At 35.0% G+C, this 20,999-nt stretch carries 17 protein-coding genes; 4 read left to right on the top strand and 13 right to left on the bottom strand.

Translation table 11 applies throughout. The features are described 5' to 3' along the window. Nucleotides 1-2,771 (bottom strand): choice-of-anchor L domain-containing protein (locus ACIQ2J_RS08100; RefSeq protein WP_396168402.1); only part of this gene is annotated, 2,771 nt, incomplete at its 3' end. A 139-nt stretch (nucleotides 2,772-2,910) separates the two neighbouring features. Between ACIQ2J_RS08100 and ACIQ2J_RS08095 the strand changes: the two genes are divergently transcribed. From ACIQ2J_RS08095 to ACIQ2J_RS08085, 3 genes are all read left to right on the top strand, one after another. After that, nucleotides 2,911-3,807, top strand: a complete 897-nt coding sequence (locus ACIQ2J_RS08095; protein WP_396168400.1) for a NifU family protein — start codon at nucleotides 2,911-2,913, stop codon at nucleotides 3,805-3,807. Between the two features lie 304 nt (nucleotides 3,808-4,111). Then, complete coding sequence (locus ACIQ2J_RS08090; RefSeq protein WP_396168398.1) at nucleotides 4,112-4,582, top strand: Lrp/AsnC family transcriptional regulator; 471 nt, start codon at nucleotides 4,112-4,114, stop codon at nucleotides 4,580-4,582. Nucleotides 4,583-4,630: 48 nt separating this feature from the next. Beyond that, on the top strand, nucleotides 4,631-4,909 hold the full coding sequence (locus ACIQ2J_RS08085) for a hypothetical protein (protein ID WP_396168397.1): 279 nt from the start codon (nucleotides 4,631-4,633) through the stop codon (nucleotides 4,907-4,909). 49 nt (nucleotides 4,910-4,958) lie between these two features. Here ACIQ2J_RS08085 and ACIQ2J_RS08080 read toward each other — a convergent pair whose 3' ends face one another. From ACIQ2J_RS08080 to ACIQ2J_RS08025, 12 genes are all read right to left on the bottom strand, one after another. After that, nucleotides 4,959-5,648: a zinc metallopeptidase gene (locus ACIQ2J_RS08080; protein WP_396168395.1), complete on the bottom strand. Its 690-nt coding sequence runs from the start codon at nucleotides 5,646-5,648 to the stop codon at nucleotides 4,959-4,961. A gap of 504 nt (nucleotides 5,649-6,152) precedes the next feature. Continuing rightward, nucleotides 6,153-7,076: a tRNA epoxyqueuosine(34) reductase QueG gene (gene queG, locus ACIQ2J_RS08075; protein WP_396168393.1), complete on the bottom strand. Its 924-nt coding sequence runs from the start codon at nucleotides 7,074-7,076 to the stop codon at nucleotides 6,153-6,155. Between the two features lie 44 nt (nucleotides 7,077-7,120). Further along, entirely contained in the window at nucleotides 7,121-7,474 is a 354-nt protein-coding gene (locus ACIQ2J_RS08070) for a four helix bundle protein (protein WP_396168391.1), read from the bottom strand. Nucleotides 7,475-7,682: 208 nt separating this feature from the next. Further along, a complete protein-coding gene (ruvB, locus tag ACIQ2J_RS08065) occupies nucleotides 7,683-8,705 on the bottom strand; it encodes a Holliday junction branch migration DNA helicase RuvB (protein WP_396168389.1) in 1,023 nt (340 codons plus the stop codon). An 81-nt stretch (nucleotides 8,706-8,786) separates the two neighbouring features. Then, a complete protein-coding gene (locus ACIQ2J_RS08060; RefSeq protein WP_396168387.1) occupies nucleotides 8,787-10,592 on the bottom strand; it encodes a cbb3-type cytochrome c oxidase subunit I in 1,806 nt (601 codons plus the stop codon). A 24-nt stretch (nucleotides 10,593-10,616) separates the two neighbouring features. Then, on the bottom strand, nucleotides 10,617-11,795 hold the full coding sequence (locus ACIQ2J_RS08055; protein ID WP_396168385.1) for a cytochrome c oxidase subunit II: 1,179 nt from the start codon (nucleotides 11,793-11,795) through the stop codon (nucleotides 10,617-10,619). A 19-nt stretch (nucleotides 11,796-11,814) separates the two neighbouring features. After that, the gene (locus ACIQ2J_RS08050) at nucleotides 11,815-13,302 is read right to left on the bottom strand and encodes a quinol:cytochrome C oxidoreductase (RefSeq protein ID WP_396168383.1); all 1,488 of its coding nucleotides are present in this window, start codon (nucleotides 13,300-13,302) and stop codon (nucleotides 11,815-11,817) included. Nucleotides 13,303-13,329: 27 nt separating this feature from the next. Beyond that, the gene (locus ACIQ2J_RS08045; RefSeq protein WP_396168381.1) at nucleotides 13,330-13,890 is read right to left on the bottom strand and encodes a c-type cytochrome; all 561 of its coding nucleotides are present in this window, start codon (nucleotides 13,888-13,890) and stop codon (nucleotides 13,330-13,332) included. A 6-nt stretch (nucleotides 13,891-13,896) separates the two neighbouring features. Further along, on the bottom strand, nucleotides 13,897-14,424 hold the full coding sequence (locus tag ACIQ2J_RS08040) for a DUF3341 domain-containing protein (RefSeq protein ID WP_396168379.1): 528 nt from the start codon (nucleotides 14,422-14,424) through the stop codon (nucleotides 13,897-13,899). Nucleotides 14,425-14,432: 8 nt separating this feature from the next. Next, on the bottom strand, nucleotides 14,433-15,842 hold the full coding sequence (gene nrfD, locus ACIQ2J_RS08035; RefSeq protein WP_396168377.1) for an NrfD/PsrC family molybdoenzyme membrane anchor subunit: 1,410 nt from the start codon (nucleotides 15,840-15,842) through the stop codon (nucleotides 14,433-14,435). A 35-nt stretch (nucleotides 15,843-15,877) separates the two neighbouring features. After that, a complete protein-coding gene (locus ACIQ2J_RS08030) occupies nucleotides 15,878-18,937 on the bottom strand; it encodes a TAT-variant-translocated molybdopterin oxidoreductase (RefSeq protein WP_396168375.1) in 3,060 nt (1,019 codons plus the stop codon). Nucleotides 18,938-19,048: 111 nt separating this feature from the next. Next, the gene (locus ACIQ2J_RS08025; protein ID WP_396168373.1) at nucleotides 19,049-20,389 is read right to left on the bottom strand and encodes a c-type cytochrome; all 1,341 of its coding nucleotides are present in this window, start codon (nucleotides 20,387-20,389) and stop codon (nucleotides 19,049-19,051) included. Nucleotides 20,390-20,601: 212 nt separating this feature from the next. Here ACIQ2J_RS08025 and ACIQ2J_RS08020 point away from each other — a divergent pair, with 212 nt between their 5' ends. After that, entirely contained in the window at nucleotides 20,602-20,991 is a 390-nt protein-coding gene (locus tag ACIQ2J_RS08020) for an SPOR domain-containing protein (RefSeq protein WP_396168371.1), read from the top strand. Nucleotides 20,992-20,999: the final 8 nt, after the last annotated feature.

The raw sequence follows: 20,999 nt of genomic DNA, 5'->3' as shown, positions 1-20,999 counted from the left end.
GTGATAGTCAAACCCGTAGCAGCAGTCACCTCGGTATCTTTGGTGCTTAAAATAAATAAACAAGATACACCATCGGTGTTGTCATCGCATACTTGGTAAGAAGTTGGAGCGGTGATCGTTGGGGCGGTGATAGTGGTTACCGTGATAGAAGCTCTTGGTCCTTCACATCCTAAAATAGTTTGAGAAACAAAATAATCCATAGTGCCCACATTAGCAGTACTTGGTATTGGAGCTGTTGCAGAACCGGTACCTCCTATTGCAGCAGTGTACCAAAGCAGTCCTGATCCTGTTGCAGTCAATGCCGATGCAGGAGCATTTTGGCAGTACGAAACTGGAGTTACTGTTGGTGCCACTGGCGTAGCATTTACTGTAACTGTAATAGTTGCTCTAGGACCTTCGCATCCTAAAATAGTATCAGAAACATAAGTATTAATATTTCCAGCAGTAGCAGTACTAGGAGTTGGTGCTGTAGCAGAACCAACACCTCCCGCTGCTGTAGTATACCAAAGTAAACTAGTACCAGTCGCGGTCAAAGCAGATGCCGAAGCATTTTGGCAATAGGTAACTGGAGTGGTAACCGTTGGTGCTGCAGGTGTAGCATTAACCGTTACGGTTATAGAAGCTCTAGGACTTTCGCAGCCTAAAATAGTTTGAGAAACATAATAATCAATATTTCCGGCGGCAGCAGTACTAGGGGTTGGAGCCGAAGCAGAACCAACACCGCCCGTTGCAGCAGTATACCAAAGTAAATTTGTACCTGTAGCAGTTAAAGCAGATGCCGTAGCATTTTGGCAATATGTAACTGGAGTTACAACTGTTGGTGCTAAGGGAACATCATTAACCACAACTTGGATCAACGAGTAGGGTCTGCAGGTAACATCTAATGGAGCAGGAGTAACAATAGCGTATACATAATAAGTCCCCGCTGCATTTGGCAGGGAACCAGAACCTAAAACAGGAAGGTCCAAAGTTGCTATACCTCCAGCTGTTGGTGTTACGTTACCTAAAGGAATTCCTCCTGTATACATAGTATCTCCAACTTGAAGAGTAGTAAAATAAACATAACTTATAGAATTAGAGGCCGTAGCAGAAGTTGTCACAGAAAAAGGAGTCGGATTCCCATTAAGACACAAAGTTTGATCAGTAGAAGGTAAAGTTATGGATGGACATAAAGTGGTTGAGCAAGTAAAGGTTGCAGGAGCAAAACAAGTTCCAACGCCTCCCACAGGAGTCAAGGTAATTTGTACATTATTCCCTGGAGTTAAACCAGAAATTGGATATGTAATTACATTTCCAATGGCTCCAATATTAATAGGTGTATTTGTATTAATTTGATAAGAAACTGTATAATCAGTTGTTTCTGCCAAAGCGGTCCAATTAAATGCAACAGAACTATTTGTTGGAGTTCCACATGTTATTTCTGGAGCAATAGCCGAAACAAAAGTCAAAATAAAGGATTTTGTTTCCACACAACCTGAACCTGAAGCAATATCGGATACTCCAGCCCAAATAATCTCTCCCTCTACCCCTGAATATGCAGAAATATCAATAATAGGATTTGAAGTGTTTTCCGCATCTAATTGGGTATGATAATACGCAACGTCATAATCTGCTGCATTTAACCCATCAAGTATAACAGCAGTATTAGTAGTTAAATTAAATGTCGAACCCGCACAAGCCTTAACTGTGACAGGATTCGAAATTGGCATTGGTTGTAAAAACTGAACTGTCATACAACGCGTAGTTGGACAAGCAGATCCCAGAGGATAAACGGTAGCACATAATTGCCCCGGTTCACTAATTGTAACACAAGGCCCCGAAGCTCCAACAATAGGAACTCCATTTAAAGTCCATTCGTGCAATATAGTAGTTGCTAAACCTGTACATATTTGTTTAGCAGCTCCAAAACAAGGAGCAGTTCCGCTAGTAACTGTTAAGTCGGGTGGCAAACTAAATACAGGCGTAGTATTAAAACTATTCGCTTCTAAAAAAACGGCAGAATCCCATGAATTATCGCCAACATTTGCTATTGCTAGTTTTATGTGATAAGTCTGACCACACTGTACGTTGGCTATGGCCGCAATAACTTTTGTAAAACCATCATATTGAATAGTTGTATTTACTAAGGGCGTAGCTCCAGTACCATTGTTAATATAAAAAGTAGGATTACTAACATTATTAACATTATCAATAGTAATAGCTGTAGTAGTAGTAGGAATCAATGCAATATTTTTGGCATTTCCAGAATAAGGACCAGTTATACCTGGACCACTAATAAAAAATCCGAAAACATCATTATAATCAGTAGATACAAATTCTAAATATTCTTCCGATGCAAAAACAAAATTAAAACTTAAATTCTGTCCTGTAGGCACAAAATCAAACTCTAATATTGCTTTATTTTTTACAACACCAGTGGTAAGCATCTCTAAATCAGCATCACCTGGTGAAAGTGGAAATGCGGATGCTTGATTTGCGCCTCCTTGATTATTAGGTCCAATTGCAACGGTTGCTTTATTGGTAGCCAACACAATTCCTGAATTCAATCCAATATTGGAAGTATTACCATTGGTAAACTTCCCAACTTGATCTCTAACTGTAGCAGCAGCAGCAGCAGAACCATTAAATTTTATATTAGATACCGTTAACCCATTTCCTAAAAGTACACTTTGAACTAATTGCGCTGGGGTTTGCGTAGTATTGTTAACAATCAATTGTGCATGAATAAAATTCATGGATAAAAAAGATAAACAAAGTAGAATTTTTCTCATTTACTGTATGGATATATTTGCTTTATAATTATAAATATTTAGAAAACAAATGTTAATTTATTGTTTAAATCTCCAAATATAGGAATTATCAACGAATAACTTTGTTAAATTTGTTGAAAAATACAGAGAAACACTTACAATGAAAATCATAATAAAAGAAACTCAAAATCCAACCATATTAAAATTTGAATTCCCCGACTTTATAACCCAAAACGAAAGTTTTGAATTTAAGAATATCGATGAAGCCAAAAATTCGCCTCTAGCCCAACAATTATTCTACCTACCCTTTGTAAAAACGGTATATATCTCCGGAAATTTCATTGCTGTAGAAAGATTCAGCATCGTAGATTGGAATGATGTAAAAGATGCAGTTGCAGAACAAATAGAAGAATTCGTAAAATCAGGAGGGAAAATCTTGGTTGAAGACACTTCAAAACCTACCAAAACCGCACTAACTGTTTATGGCGAAACCACGCCAAACCCTGCTACACTTAAGTTTGTTGTAAGTAGACGTCTTACCAAAACAGCCCTCGAATTTAAAAACATAGACGAAACTGCCCCTTCCCAATTGGCCAAAGAGCTCTTCCAATTTCCATTTGTAAAAGAAGTTTTTATTGATGAAAATTATATTTCAATTACTAAGTACGAAGTAGCAACTTGGGAAGAAATAACAATAGAAATCCGAACCTTTATCAAAGAATATATTGAAAATGGAGGTGTCGTTATTGACGAAACTTTGGTGGTTGCTGATACAAAACAAGAGAAACAACAAATAAAAAATTTCGATAATCTTGACACCACTTCCCAACAAATCATCAACATTTTAGAGGAATATGTTAAGCCCGCAGTTGCTGCCGATGGCGGAAATATCCTTTTCGATTCGTACGATGAAAATGAAAAACGTGTAAAAGTTATCCTACAAGGTTCCTGCAACGGTTGCCCATCGTCTACTTTCACCCTTAAAAACGGAATAGAAAACATGCTTAAAGACATGCTTAACGATCCTGCAATAATTGTCGAAGCAATTAATAATTAATATTTTAAGAAGCGAATCGTTTGCGCATTTCAGGAAAGGTAATTCCCGCTTTCGCCTTTAGTCTCGTTCCGTTCCTCCACGAGAGCTATCGGCTCAATCGGGGCTAGCAAGCGAAGGTATTGAATGAAAATAAAATTCCTAAACAATAACTTTTCAATCAAAATTCAGCAAAACATACTAAACATTAAATCAAAATAAGACAAATAAGGCAATCAAATACTAATTTAAATTAACTATTCGTTAATTCTAGTATTTGCTTTACAATTAAAACAATATTCTTATTTTTGCTTTAAATTTAGCACCTATGAAAATCAACCAACTTCAAATAGAAATTGACGGTATCGACAAGGAAATTCTTCGAAATCTAATGGAAGATGCTCGAAAACCAATATTGCAAATCGCAAACAAAATAGGAATCTCAGGAGCCGCTATTCACCAACGATTAAAAAAACTAGAAGACGCAGGCGTTATTTCGGGTTCTAAATTCATCATTAACAATAAAGTTTTAGGATATAAAACCATGGCGTTTATTGGTGTCTATCTCGAAAAAGCTGCAAACAACTCGGAGGCCGTAAAAGAATTACGCAAAATTCCGGAAATATTAGAATGCCATTACACCACCGGAAACTGGAGCATATTAATCAAAATAATATGCAAAGACAACGAACATTTAATGCAACTATTAAATACCAAAATCCAACCAATTGATGGCGTTTCCAGAACGGAAACCTTCATCTCCTTAGACCAACAAATAGAGCGACAAATTCAATTGTAACCCTTCAACTGCGAACAAGGCAACAAATCATCACAATAAATAAAACGAATGAACTTCAATAAATTCACTAAAGAAAATATAGCAATCGCTTTTTACACCATTTACATCTTAATTGCTGGAGTGTGTTATGAACTTTTTCCAACCCATGGCAACACTCCCAATGGTGGCGTATTATTATTGTATTTGTTTGTGCCAATTAGCATCATTTATTTTATGGTGCATTTAGTAAAACAACTCTACGGAAATCAAAGTTATGCCAAATGCCTCTTAATTCATGGGGTGGCTTGGTTATCGGTTGCGTTAATTTTATCTTCTTTTTCTGAATAAAAAATCCGCTACTTTCATAGCGGATTCTGATTTTTTATATTTGAAAAAATTAATCATTTCTTCTTCCTCCAAGATAAATAGAAACATAGTACAACAAAGTTCCTATAGAACCAATTGCAGCAACTACATAAGTTCGGGCAGCCCATTTTAAAGAATCTTCAGCTCCCGAATATTCTGCCGGATTTAGCATGTTTTTATTTTTCAACCAAGCCAAAGCACGATTGCTTGCATCGTATTCTACCGGTAAAGTTATTAAGGTAAACAAAGTGGTTAATGCAAAAATCACAATTCCAAGCAATAATAAAGAAGGAAAAGTCCTTATCATAATGATTCCTGCTAACAATATCCATTGTACAAAATTAGAAGTCACCGAAACAATTGGCACTAATTTAGACCGCAATTCCAACATACTATACGATTTAGCATGTTGCACTGCATGCCCACATTCATGAGCTGCAACCGCTGCTGCTGCGGCATTTCTTTCGTTATAAACGGCTTCACTTAAGTTTACCGTTTTATCTGTAGGATTGTAATGATCGGTAAGTCTTCCCTCTACCGAAATTACTTTTACATCATAAATGCCATTATCGGCCAGCATTTTTTCGGCAATTTCTTTTCCCGACATACCATTTTGCAATTGTAATTTAGAATAAAATTCGAATTTGCTTTTCAATCGGCTACTTACCAACCAACTCATTAGCATAATAATTCCGGCTAAAACCATATAACTCATTCCCATAATTGTAAATTTTATAATTACCTAAACAGCATCAAAATATGAGCCAAAATAAATTTTTTATCTAAAATAAATAAAGACTGACAATTCGTCAATTTTTTTTGTTTACTAGCTCACAATTGAAATACTCGTGCGAGCTTCTAGCTCGTACCCACAAACTTTACTCCGTTCCTTTTTTGTAATTCTTCCACCCTACTTTATAATTATCCCATCAAGATTTGTAGTTCTCGCATTATAATATGTAAATCTTGCGTTATGACTAGTAATTATTGCATTATGACTTGTAATTATCGAATTATGACTTGTAATTATCGAATCATGATTTATAATTATTGTGTTATAATTTGTAATTCTTCGATTATGAATTGTAATTCTTGAATTATAACTTGTAGTTCTTGCGTTATTATTTGCAAATAAGGCAAGTTGTTTTTAAATGGAGGAACCTAATTTAATCTAATCCTAATAAAAAAATAAATATATACAAAGCAAAATTAAACTACTCTCTTATTATTTCAAAAAGTCTATATTCCTTTGCAAACCATTTAATTTAGTTCGTTTCACCGCCGAATTAGCAAACACTTTTTTAAAAGTATCTTCGGTGATTTCCTCCCAATCTTTTTTAGTAAAAGATAAAACTTCGGAATTCGGTTGAAACAAAGGTTCTTTATGCGGTTTAGAAAAACGATTCCACGGGCATACATCTTGACAAATATCACAGCCAAACATCCAATCGTTAAATTTACCTTTCATTTCTTGAGGTAAATTATCTTTAAGTTCTATGGTGAAATAGGAAATACATTTACTCCCATCTACAACATAAGGAGCCACAATGGCCTCGGTAGGACAAGCGTCTATACAAGCAGTGCAAGTTCCGCAATGATCGGTGGTGGCATAGTCGTATTCTAATTCGAGATCTACAATTAATTCGGCAATAAAATAAAACGAGCCCGTTTTTTGGGTGATTAAATTACTGTTCTTTCCTATCCAACCCAAGCCTGATTTTGCTGCCCAAGCTTTGTCTAAAACCGGAGCCGAATCTACAAATGCTCTACCTGAAACTTCTCCAATTTCCGTTTGAATTGTACTTAATAATTCCGTTAGTTTTTCTTTGATTACAAAATGATAATCTTGCCCGTAAGCATATTTAGAAATTTTATAACTGTCACTATTTTGCTCTTCCGAAGGATAATAATTCAACAATAAAGAAATAACACTTTTAGCATCTTCAACAAGCAAAGTAGGATTTAATCGTTTGTCAAAATGGTTTTCCATGTAAGCCATTTGACCATGTTGGTTTTTGTTCAACCAAGATTCCAATCGAGGTGCTTCCTCTTCTAGAAAACCCGCTTTGGATATCCCACAAGAAAGAAAGCCGAGTCTTTTGGATTCGGCTTTGATTAATTGGGTGTATTTTTCTTTGTTATTTATCAAGATGGAAGCGGGGAGTTGGAAGTTGGAAGTTATGAGTTATATGTTTATTTTAAATGAGATTTAAAAGCAATTGTCATATTCATTAAATCAAAGCAATCTTTATACAACTTATCAAAAAGAGTAGAATCTATATAATTTCGTCTTTTAGCTTTATACAAACAAGTTACAACTTCAGCAATAGAACGAACAGAATAACCAAGAAACCTATTAAACTCTGCATTAGATTGTTCAATACTTCCCTCCGAAATATTTAAAGCTATAGAATCCGAAGCTCTTAACATTTGGGAAGAAAGATTATACATTTCGTGCTTTGGAAAGTTTTTACAAATAAGATTAATTTCTTCCCCAAAATCCATAGATTTTTGCCAAATAATTAATTTTTCAAATTTAAAACTCATAGGAATTAAGATAATTAATAAAAATAAATTTACAAAAAAATGCTCAATAAAATGATTTTTCTTCTAAGATTTGTTCTTCCATCTCCCTTCTTCCCTCTCCAATCTCCCATCTCCAATCTTCCATCTTCCCTCTTCCACCTTCCATCTTCCCTCTTCCATCTTCCCTCTTCCATCTTCCCTCTTCCAGCTCCCAACTTCCCTCTCCCATCTAAAAAAGTCCTCCTTGAACATTCATTTTAACTTTCCCTAAATGTTTGTATGCTTTTTCAGTTGCTTCTCTACCTCTTGGAGTTCTTACAAGAAATCCTTCTTGAATTAAAAAAGGTTCGTAAACTTCTTCAATGGTTTCGCCACTTTCTGAAACAGCAGTTGCCAAAGTAGATAATCCAACAGGTCCTCCTTTAAATTTATCTATCATAGTAGATAGAATTTTGTTGTCCATTTCATCCAAACCATTAGCATCAACATGTAAAGCTTTCAATGAATATTGGGCAATTTCAATATCTATTTTCCCATTTCCTTTTATTTGTGCAAAATCACGTACTCTTCGCAAAAGAGCGTTTGCGATACGAGGTGTTCCGCGACTTCTTCCTGCAATTTCTATGGCAGCTTCCATAGTGATAGGCATTTTTAATATGGCAGAACTTCGCTGTACAATAGTTGTTAAAAGTTCGGTATTGTAATATTGTAACCTACTTTGGATTCCGAAACGTGCTCGCATAGGAGCAGTCAATAAACCCGAACGTGTGGTTGCTCCAACTAAAGTAAACGGATTTAAATTCAATTGAACCGTTCTAGCATTAGGTCCCGATTCAATCATTATATCAATTTTAAAATCTTCCATAGCCGAATACAAGTATTCCTCCACTACAGGGCTTAAACGGTGTATCTCATCAATGAAAAGAACATCGCGATCTTCTAAATTGGTAAGCAATCCGGCTAAATCTCCGGGCTTGTCTAAAACAGGACCCGAAGTGATTTTAATACCCACACCTAATTCATTTGCCAAAATATTTGCCAAAGTAGTTTTACCAAGTCCTGGAGGTCCATGAAACAGAGTATGGTCTAAAGCTTCGTTTCTTTGATTGGCGGCTTCTACAAAAACTTTTAGATTATCTAAAACTTGTTCTTGCCCAGTGAAATCGTCAAATGAAAGAGGGCGTAACTTTTTTTCAAGGTCAAGCTCTTCTGGATTGTAATTAGAATTGGAAGGATCTAAATTTTCGTTCATAGTACAAATATATAACAAAGTTATAGGTAAATAAAAATGCCTCCCGAAATTGAGAGGCATTTTAGATATATTTTTGAAATCTTAGTGGTGTAAAACTTCTTCACCTGGTTTCATTGGTACGTTTTGTGGTACAAAATCTTCATCGTGACCTGGTTTACTATAATCGTAAGGCCATCTATGAACTTCCGGAATTTCTCCTGGCCAGTTACCGTGGATATGTTCTACCGGAGCAGTCCATTCTAAAGTATTAGATCTCCATGGATTTTGTACTGTTCTTTTTCCGTAGAAAATACTACTAAAGAAATTGTAAAGGAAAACCAATTGGAAAACCCCTCCAATAAGTGCGAATGTAGTAATAACCACATTTACATTTTGTAAATCATCAAATAATGGGAAATTGGTATTTTCATAGTAACGACGAGGAAGACCTGCCATACCAATAAAGTGCATTGGGAAGAAAACACCATAAGCACAAATTGCTGTTACCCAAAAGTGAACGTATCCTAAAGTTTTATTTAACATTCTTCCGAACATTTTAGGGAACCAGTGGTAGATTCCAGCAAACATTCCGTAAAGTGCAGATATACCCATTACTAAGTGAAAATGCGCTACCACAAAATACGTATCGTGAACATTAATATCCAAAGTACTATCTCCTAAAATGATTCCGGTTAAACCTCCAGTGATGAAAGTAGAAACCAATCCGATAGAAAATAACATTGCAGGATTTAATTGCAAATTACCTTTCCATAAAGTTGTAATATAGTTGAATGCTTTTACTGCAGATGGAATTGCAATTAATAGGGTTGTAAAAGTAAATACAGAACCTAAGAAAGGATTCATTCCTGAAATAAACATATGGTGTCCCCAAACAATAGTAGACAAGAATGCAATAGCAAGAATAGACATAATCATTGCACGGTATCCAAAAATTGGTTTACGAGAGTTAGTTGCAATAACTTCCGAAGTAATTCCTAATGCTGGCAAAAGAATGATATATACTTCTGGGTGACCTAAGAACCAAAATAAGTGTTCAAATAATACTGGAGAACCTCCTTGGTAATTCAATACTTCACCTGCTAAATAAATATCCGATAAGAAGAAAGAAGTACCGAAACTTCTATCCATTATTAATAAAAGAGCAGCTGATAATAATACTGGGAAAGAGATAACTCCAATAATAGCAGTTACAAAGAAAGCCCAAATTGTAAGTGGCATTCTAGTTAACGACATCCCTTTTGTTCTTAAATTTATTACCGTTACGATATAATTTAAAGATCCCATTAAGGAAGCTGCAATAAATATCGCCATAGAAACTAACCAAAGTGTCATACCCATACCAGAACCAGATATGGCCTGAGGTAATGCACTTAAAGGCGGATAAATTGTCCATCCTGCAGAAGCAGGACCTGATTCTACAAATAAGGAAGAAACCATTACCACACTAGACAAGAAGAATAACCAGTAGGAAACCATGTTCAAGAAACCAGAAGCCATATCTCGTGCTCCAAGTTGCAGTGGAATCAGTAAATTACTAAAGGTACCACTCAGCGCGGCCGTCAGTACAAAGAATACCATTATCGTTCCGTGGATAGTAATCAGAGATAAATAAGCCTCATTAGTCATTACTCCACCTGGAGCCATTTTTTCTCCTAAAAAGAAGCTAAAAACTTTAAAAGACTGCTCTGGCCAAGCCAATTGAAGTCTAAAAAGTAAAGACATTCCAACTCCAATGATTCCCATAAAAATACCTGTTAACAAGTATTGTTTAGCAATCATTTTGTGGTCTATACTAAATATATATTTAGTAATAAACGTGTCTTTATGGTGGTGTTCATGATGATCGTCGTGTAGATCAATGTCGTGATTATCGTGTGCGTGACTCATATTATATAAAATATATTATTTTTATTATTTCATTGGTGCTACAGCCACTAAAGTAGTGTCTTTTTTAGCAGAGGTGGTATCGGTTTTTGCAGGATTACTTTCCGCAGTTTTAGCAGCTAACGCTTCTTTCGCAGCATCTTTTACAGATTGCACTATAGTGGTTTTTCCAGATAACCATTTTTTATAATCTTCTGGAGTATCTACTATCACTTTCATTTGCATGTTGTAATGAGAGGCTCCACAAATTTTATTACATAATAAAAGGTAATCAAAAGTGTAAGGATCTAAAGCAGTTTTACCATCTGCAATTAATTCTACACTTTTATCTTCTCTTATTTTATTTATGTTCGCTACTTTTTCAATCATGTCAGTATTTTCTCTCATTTCTGCTGTTGTAACAGAAGGTATAAAAGCAAACTGAGTTACCATTCCTGGAACGCAATTCATTTGAGCTCTAAAATGAGGCATATACATAGAGTGCAATACATCTTGTGAACGTAATTTAAAAATAACTTTTTTTCCTTTTGGAATATGAATCTCATCGGCAAGAATATCATCTTGTGCATTAGGATCGGCCAAATCAACACCCAGTGAGTTAACACCTTCAATTAATCTAACATTTGCTTTTCCAAGAACATTATCCGTTCCAGAATATCTAGCAGTCCATTTAAATTGTTGGGCGTAGATTTCAATAACAATTGGTTTCTCAACTTTTTCATTAACAAACATAATGTCTGTCCAAGAATATAAACCAAAGAAAATTAAAACTGCTAAAACAATAGCTGGAATAGAACTCCAAATAAATTCTAATTTATTGTTGTCTGAAAAATAACTAGCTACTTGACCTTTTCTTCCATAGTATTTGTATGAAAAGTAAAACAACAATCCTTGAGTAATTGTTTGAACAATGAAAATTAGGATCATTGAAATCCACATTAATTGATCAACATCTTTACCATGAACAGAAGCTGCATTACTCATTAATGGAAATTTTCCATAATAAACAAAACAATATATTGTTATTAAATAAATAAACGCTAAAAAGGCAAAAGATAAATACCCATTAACTTTATTGTCGTTATCGTCGGCCACCTGAGAATTCTCTTTGGTTTTTCCAACTTGAGTCAAATCAAAAATTTTAGTTAGTTGCCAAAGTGCAACCGATAATAAAACTAAAACAAGAATTACTAATAAACTCGTCATTTGTTGTTTACTTTAAATATTAATAATGAAAATGTTTACTTTCTTCTATGAATGGGTTACGTTTAGGTGTAAGAGGTGCTTTGGTTAAAGCAGTAAATACAACATAAATAAACAAACCTAAAAAGAATAATACAGATGCAATTTCTGACACACCAATGAACCATTGGTCTCCAACTGTTGCTGGCATGACCATATTAAAGAAATCAATATAGTGTCCACATAAGATTACAACTCCTGCACCAACGATAATTGGAGCAATTCGTTTGAAGTCCGTATTGATAAGAACCAATATAGGGAATATGAAGTTCATAACAACAGCTCCCCAAAATGGTACTGTATAGATATCAATTCTAGTTTTGAAGTAAGTAATCTCCTCAGGGATATTTGCATACCAAATCAACATGAATTGTGAGAACCATAAGTACGTCCAGAATACACTAAATCCGAACATGAATTTAGATAAATCGTGAATATGACTTGAATTTACATGTTCTAAATATCCTTTAGATTTTAAGTATAAAGTTACCATAGAAATTGTAGTAATAGCACTTACAAAGAAACTAGCAAATACATACCATCCGAATAAGGTACTGAACCAGTGTGGATCAAATGACATTAACCAATCCCAAGACATAATAGATTCCGATACAATAAAGAATACTAAGAAACCTGCAGATAATTTAAAGTTCTTTTTGTAGAAAGTATTGTCACTAGACTCATCTTGAGACAAACAATTTTTTCTAGAGATATAACGGTATAAGTTCCAACCTAATAAAAAGATTGCAGCTCTAGAAATCCAGAAAGCAAAATTTAAATATCCAGATTTTCCGGCTATCATTGCATCGAAGTTAGGGTTTCCAACTTCCGTAATTCCCTTTTCCATCCAAGCAAAAAGATGATTGGATTCAAAAACGTGTAATCCAGTTACAACTAAAAGAAGGAAAAAGATTACAGAACCAACTGGTAAGTAAGCTGTAATACCTTGCATTACTCTAAATAACACTGGAGACCAACCTGCTTGTGCAACTTGTTGAATGGCATAAAATGCAAGTACTCCTAGAGAGATCAACATAAAGAATATACAAGCTACATACAATGCGGCCCAAGGTTTGTTTTGCAATTGGTGAAAAACATGTTCCACATGCTCTTTATGTTCTTTAGCAACTTCAGCTTCTGATTCGTGAGCAGGTTCTATTTTTTCAACGGCAACAGCTGCAACAGCTGCAGTGGTGTCTATAGGCTCTACTAAAGTATCTTTTACTTCGGTGGTAGTTTCACTTTTAGCGTGCTCTTCTGTAGTAGTAACTTCATGAGTTGGTAATTCTAAAGCCTTCGCGTCGTGAGTAACACCTTCTGCTTTATGTTCACCATGATGACTTGCTGCAACTATTTTTTCTGCTTCTTCAACAGTATTTGGTGCAGCTAAAAAACCATACACAATACCAACTAATCCTAAGGCCATTAGAATAAGTGCTGTGGTTTTTAATTTTTTTGAAAATGTATACATATCTATAAGAATCTGTTTGTTCAAGTATTATAATTGTCCTTTAAGTTTCATTACATAAGTAGAAACCATCCAACGTTCTTGTTGGCTTAATTGATTGGAATAAGATCCCATTGAATTAAGTCCGTAATTTATCACATGATTAATACTTCCTTCATTAATTACTCTATCAGCATAACTAGGAACACCTAAAAATTTACCTTGTGTAACTAAATTTCCTTTACCATTTCCTTCATTTCCATGACAGATAGCACAATAGATTTCATAAAGTGCTTGCGCTTTTTCCATATCTACTTCACCTTCAAATGGCGACTTTAAATCAGCAGCTTTAACTGCTAAATAGGCTTCTGGTGTGTTTGGATAATCGTAAGGGATATATCCTCTTTTAACAGTTCCTACTGGAGGCAATTGTCCTTCTTTACCTTTAAGTCCTGTTGGAGAATTGAATGCTGTAGATTCTGAATAGGTCTCGTAAGCTACCGATTCATACATATTAGGCATGTATTGATAATTAGGAGAGTTATTATCCTTACAAGAAGAAAAGGAAATTACTATTCCCAATACTAATGCTATTTTTAATAAACTTTTCATGTCTGTTTAGTTCTTTTCGATTACTTTAACTTCAACTGCCCCTGTACCTTTTAAGAAAGAAGTTAATTCTTCTTCATTATCATTAACAGCTACTTCCATTAAGAAGTGGTCATCTGTAGTTCTAACATCTGGATTCTCAGCTTGTTTAAAAGGCCATAATTTACTTCTCATGTAAAAAGTAATAACCATTAAGTGGGCTGCAAAAAATACGGTCATTTCAAACATTACTGGTACAAAAGCAGGCATATTTTGAATGTAACTCATACTTGGTTTTCCACCAATATCTTGTGGCCAATCTTGAATCATGATGAAATCCATCATGGTTATTGCTACTGTAAGACCAATACATCCATAGATGAAGGCACATATAGCCAATCTTGTTGCTGGCAATCCCATTGCTTTATCCAATCCGTGAACCGGAAATGGAGTAAAAACTTCTTCAATATGATGGTGTGCTTTTCTGGTTTGCTTTACAGCATCCATCAAAATGTCATCATCATTGTATATAGCGTGTATAAATTTATTACTACTCATAACAACTATTAGTGTTTATCTGAATGATTATTCTCTTCTTTTTCTCTATTCTTTTTGTAAAATTCTCCCGAAGATTTCAATATTGTTTTCACCTCTGCTTGAGCAATCACAGGGAAAGTTCTAGCATATAATAAGAATAAAACAAAGAAGAAACCAATAGTACCTGTAAAAATACCGATATCAATAAATGTTGGAGAGAACATCGTCCAAGAAGACGGTAGGTAATCTCTGTGTAAAGAGGTAACTATAATTACAAAACGCTCAAACCACATTCCTATATTTACTACAATAGAGATGATAAAGGAGAACATGATACTAGTTCTTAATTTTTTAGACCACATGAATTGTGGAGAGAAAACGTTACAAGTCATCATCGACCAATAGGCCCACCAGTAAGGTCCAGTAGCTCTATTCAAGAATGCATATTGTTCGTATTCTACACCAGAGTACCACGCTACGAATAATTCCGTAATATAAGCAACCCCAACAATAGAACCTGTAATCATTATTACAATATTCATTAATTCAATATGTTGAATAGTGATATAAGCTTCTAAATTAGATACTTTTCTCATGATGATCAACAAGGTATTTACCATTGCAAATCCTGAGAATACCGCTCCAGCAACAAAGTAAGGAGGGAAAATTGTAGTATGCCAACCTGGTACGATAGAAGTAGCAAAGTCCATTGATACAATAGTATGCACAGACAATACTAATGGAGTAGCTAAACCTGCAAGTACTAAAGATACTTCTTCAAAACGCTGCCAATCTTTAGCTCTACCGCTCCATCCGAAACTTAATATAGAGTATACTTTTTTATTGAAAGGAGTTACAGCTCGATCTCTTAGCATAGCAAAATCAGGAAGTAGACCAGTCCACCAGAATACTAAAGATACCGAAAGGTACGTTGAAATTGCAAACACGTCCCAAAGTAATGGGGAATTAAAGTTTACCCATAAAGAACCGAATTGGTTAGGAATTGGAACTACCCAGTAAGCCAACCATGGACGACCCATGTGGATAATTGGGAATAAACCCGCTTGTACTACCGAGAAGATAGTCATAGCTTCCGCAGAACGGTTAATAGCCATTCTCCATTTTTGACGGAAAAGTAACAATACTGCAGAAATTAATGTTCCTGCGTGACCGATACCAACCCACCAAACGAAATTGGTAATATCCCAAGCCCAACCTACTGTTTTGTTTAGTCCCCAAGAACCAATACCAGTAGATACAGTATAAACGATACAACCTATTCCCCAAAGGAAAGCTGCTAATGCGATTGAAAAAACGGTCCACCATTGTTTGTTTGCTCTACCCTCAACTGGGGCGGCAACATCTACAGTCACATCGTGATAACTTTTATCACCAATAACTAATGGTTTTCTAATGGGTGCTTCGTAGTGAGACGACATAATCCTTTATCTTGTTTCTTAATAATTCTTTTTAACTAGGTATTTCTAACTTTTACGTGGTAGATAACGTTTGGTTTTGTACCAACATGCTCTAATAAATGATACATTCTTTTGTCTTCCAATAAATCGGCAACATTAGATTCTTTATCATTTATATCGCCAAATTTCATTGCTCCGTTAGAACAAGCATTCGAACAAGCGGTTTGGAATTCACCATCTTTTATTACTCTTCCGTCACGTTTAGCATCTAGAATAGTTTTTTGTGTCATTTGAATACACATAGAACATTTTTCCATTACTCCACGAGAACGAACGTTAACATCTGGATTGATAACCATACGTCCTAAATCATCATTCATATGATAATCAAATTCGCTGTTTTTGTTATACAAGAACCAGTTGAAACGACGTACTTTATAAGGACAGTTGTTAGCACAATAACGAGTACCAACACATCTGTTGTAAGCCATTTGATTTTGACCTTGACGCCCGTGAGAGGTTGCCGCAACTGGACAAACTGTTTCACATGGAGCATGGTTACAATGTTGACACATTACTGGTTGGAAAGCTACTTGAGGATTGTCCGCAGGATGTTCCATGCTTCCAAAACCACCTAGAGAACCTTTTGCTCCAAATAATCCGTCGAAATTTTCTTTTTTCTCATTATCTCCTGCGAAAGTATCTTCCGAAGAATAATATCTATCAATACGCAACCAGTGCATATCACGACTTCTTCGCACTTCCGATTTACCTACAACAGGAACGTTGTTTTCTGCGTGACATGCAATAACGCAAGCCCCACATCCAGTACAAGCATTTAAGTCGATAGATAGGTTAAAGTGATGTCCGATAGAACGATCAAAAGATTCCCATAAATCTACTGTAGAAGCTTCTACTTCTTTATGATCTAAAGAAACCATAGGAACTGGATTCCATTCTTTAACTTCTTTAGTATTGAAAATTTCAAGTGTAGTTTCTCTAACAATATCGCCTCTACCCATTAAAGTTTTTTGAGATTGTACACAAGCAAACTCGTGTTCTCCATTTCCTTTAGTTAGCGTAGCCGACTGAACGTTGTTAAAGTTGTTATATAATGCGTAGGCATTGATACCTACTTGCATTTCTTCTTTTAAAGAGGCTTTTTTACCATATCCAAGCGCTAAACCTAAAGTTCCTTTTGCTTGACCTGGCTGTACAATTACTGGTACGTTTTCTAATTTAACGCCATTAACTGTTAAAGTAGCATAACTTCCGTTAAGACCACCATTAGCAACTATTTTGTTTTCTAAAAGTAATTTAGTAGCATCTGCTTGCGAAACAGTAACATAATTATCCCAAGAAACTCTAGTAATTGGATCTGGAAACTCTTGCAACCATGGGTTGTTCGCTTGTTGTCCATCACCTAAACCTGTTTTAGTATATAATACTAATTCAAAATCTTTAGAAGGAGTTGCTTTTGCTAAAGCATTTGCAGCAGCAGCATAATCAGCAGTACCTCCAGCAATTACGGAAGATCCTGTTACTAATAAACCATCGTGCAATACTTTGTTCCAAGAATTTCCTGAAAGAAAGGCAGCAGAAGTTCCTTTTACATAATCGTAATAAGTTCCTGCAACACCATTCCAATTCATTAATGCTTCTTGAAATTGTTTGGTATTAAATAAAGGTCGGATAGTTGGTTGCACCAAAGAATATGTTCCTTTAGTTAACGTATGATCGTTCCAAGATTCTAAATAGTGAGGAGCAGCAGCAGCAATTTTTACAACTTCTGCGGTTTCATCTTCTCTCAAAGAAAATGCAACTGAAGTTTTTACTTTTTTAAGACCAGCTACAAAAGAGTTACTGTTTGCTAAAGTATAAACCGGATTCACGCCACTCATAATTAATGTGTGAACTGCACCAGCATTCATATCTGCAACTAACTGAGCTACTTTTTCGTTAGATCCTTTACGGATTAATCTTGCACCTGCAGTTAATAAAGCTTCACTTTTGATAACTTGATTAATTGCTATTACTAACAATTGAGCATTTTTATCTTGAATTCCAGAAACTAAAAGTCCTTTACTTCCAGCCGCTTTTAATTGGTTGGCAGCTTTTACAACTTCTGCTTCATTTTCAATTTTTCCTGTAACAACGGATGAACCAGTAACTACATTATATATTTTTACTAAAGCTTGTTTTTGACTAGCTATAGACATTGGCACTCTTTTATCCGCAGCAGCTCCCGAAAGAGTCATGTTCGCTTCAAATTGAAAATGCTTAGACATTTTTCCTGCTTGTGGAATTCTTCCTTTAGCATAACCAGAATCGTAGCTTCCACCTTGCCAATCTCCTAAGAAATCTGCATCTAGCGAAACGATGGTGTTAGCTTTTGAAAAATCGTAATCTGCTAAAGCTCTTTCTCCGTATACGGTTTCGAAAGCATCTAAAGCAGGAGATTCTGAAACTGCATCATACACAACGTGTTTTGCAGTAGGATTCTTAGCGATAAAATCAGCGATTAATTTTTCAGAAGAAGGACTTGCTAAAGTATTGGTTAACAATACAACTTGTTTACCAGTGCTTTTAGCCTCTGTTAGACTAGCTTTAATGTTAGCATCTACTTCACTCCAAGAAGCAGATTTTGCATCTATTTTTGGAGATTTAAGACGCATACTATCGTATAAAGACAATACAGAAGCGTGAACTCTTGCGTTTGCAGCAAATTTAGCACCTTCAATTGTATTGTTTTCAATTTTGATTGGACGGCCTTCTCTAGTTTTTACTAAAAGATTTGCAAAATCATATCCATCAAACATAGTAGTTGCATAAAAATCTGCAATACCAGGGATGATTGTATCTGGCTGAACCACATACGGAATTGATTTATGAACTGGACCTTCACATGCAGCTAGCGATGCAGCAGCAGTTGTGAAACCAACGTACTTTAAGAAATCACGACGAGTAGTTGATGAAGAAGATAATGAGTCTTTATCTGAAAGGAAATCCGAAGTAGGAATCTCTTCAATAAATTCATTATTTCTAAGCGTCTCAACAATAGAACTATTTTCGTTTAGTTCCTCAACACTTTTCCAGTATTTTTTGTTAGATGACATCGTATATAAATATTAGCTTCTTAATTAATTTTAAATTGGTTATGAGTTTATTTGTTTATTAGTTTAGGAGTGTATAATAAATAAACTTCTAAACTAATAACCCTTATAAACTTAATAATGGCATTTACCACATTCTAAACCTCCCATTTGTGCTGCAGTCAATTTGTCTACACCATATTTTTTAGAAAGTTCTTTATGAATTTTATCGTAATAAGCATTTCCTTCCATTTTAACTTCGGTTTGACGGTGACAATCAATACACCAACCCATTGTTAAAGGAGCAAATTGTTTTTGTACCTCGTAAGTTTGAACTGGTCCATGACATTTTTGACATTCAATTCCAGCAACAGTTACGTGTTGGGAGTGATTAAAGTAAGCAAAGTCAGGTAAGTTGTGAATTCTAACCCATTTAACTGGTTGCGTTTTTCCGGTATATTTAGTACCATCCCAACCTACTGCAGTATATAATTTTTTGATTTCACCATCATAGAATGCTTTAGTGTGTCCATCTACAGTTGAAGTAGTATCGGAAACTTCAGCAATGTTTTTATGACAATTCATACATACATTTAAAGAAGGGATTCCAGCATTTTTACTTACTCGAGCAGAAGAGTGACAATATTTACAATCTATCTTGTTATTTCCAGCGTGAATTCTATGGGAATAATGAATTGGCTGAATAGGAGCGTAGTCTTGGTCAACACCAACTTGCATTAAGAAACCGTATACGAAGAAGGCACTTCCTAAAAGAAATACAATTGCTGACACTACCATTAAGAATTGGTTTTTCGCAAAAGCTTTCCAAATTGGCATTGTAGCTTCTTTTTGAGCAACTTCTATTCCGTTAGCTTTTGCAATTTTAGACAACACATTGTTAACTAAAAACAGCATAACTACCAACATAAGCATTACTAAAGCTAAAGCACCTAGGATTACTCCATTGGTTATTCCGCTTTCATCTCCAGTTTTTGCACCAGAAACAGCTGCTACAATAGGAGCTTCTGCTTTTACTTCATCAGTATAGGCAATGATATTATCAATATCAACTGTTGAAAGTTGAGGAAAAGCCGTCATTACTGCTTTATTATTTTCCTCATACACCTTAACCGCTTTAGCGTCACCTGATTTAATCAAAGCAGAACTATTGTTTATCCACTTGTAAAGCCAAGGTTTGTCATATTTTGCTGAAACACCTCTAAGAGCTGGACCAGTCATTTTCCTGTCTAAATTATGACAAGCTGCACAGTTTGAATTGAATAATTCTTTTCCTTTTGTTGCATCTGCTCCTCCTGTTGCTGGTGCAGCTGCATCGACTTTTACTGCTGCAGCATCCGCTTTTACTGCTGGTGCTGCTGCTGTTTGAGCAAATGTTGACAAGGAGAATGTTAGCATTACTGCTAATCCGAATGAATAAATTCTGGAAATCGAATTATGGTTACCCACTTTTTTCATATTATAAATGATTATCGACTAAATTTCGGCAGGACTTTTCTGTTTTGTAAGAAATGCCTCTACACTTTTTTAAAACTTGAGCAAAAATACAATATATGAACTATTCTCAAAACCTAATAATATCTAAATTTTCAATTTATATTAATTCTAAATAAAAAAAATATTTTCCCTTATTCTTATAAGTCTTACATTTGCATTAAAATCAAACCATTATGAAATTTTTAACAGAAAAAATGTTTTTAAAAGCCCTTTTTATTCTTCTTGTATTTTCAAATTTTAACACATTAATCGCTCAAGAAGTAACTGTAACCCAAGACCCAAAATTGGAGCAATTATTGAGCGAGAAAAGAAAAGTAAACTCCTCAATTACAATAAATAACCAATATAAAATTCAAATTTTTAATGGCTCTAGCGAGGAGTCTAAAAAAACATTAATTCAATTTAAAAAGGAGAATAAAAACTACGATGCTACCATTGTTTTCAGTACTCCTATCTATAAAGTGTGGATTGGGAATTTTAAAACAAGAATTGAAGCCGAAAGAAATTTAAATATTTTAAAGAAGAAATATCCTAATGCAATATTGATTAAGCCAAATAAGTAAAAATAAAA

The sequence above is a fragment of the Flavobacterium sp. genome (assembly GCF_044357305.1).
In the GTDB taxonomy this organism is placed as follows: domain Bacteria; phylum Bacteroidota; class Bacteroidia; order Flavobacteriales; family Flavobacteriaceae; genus Flavobacterium.
Note: the sequence above shows the minus strand (reverse complement) of the source record. Positions and strands in the feature narration are given on the sequence as shown.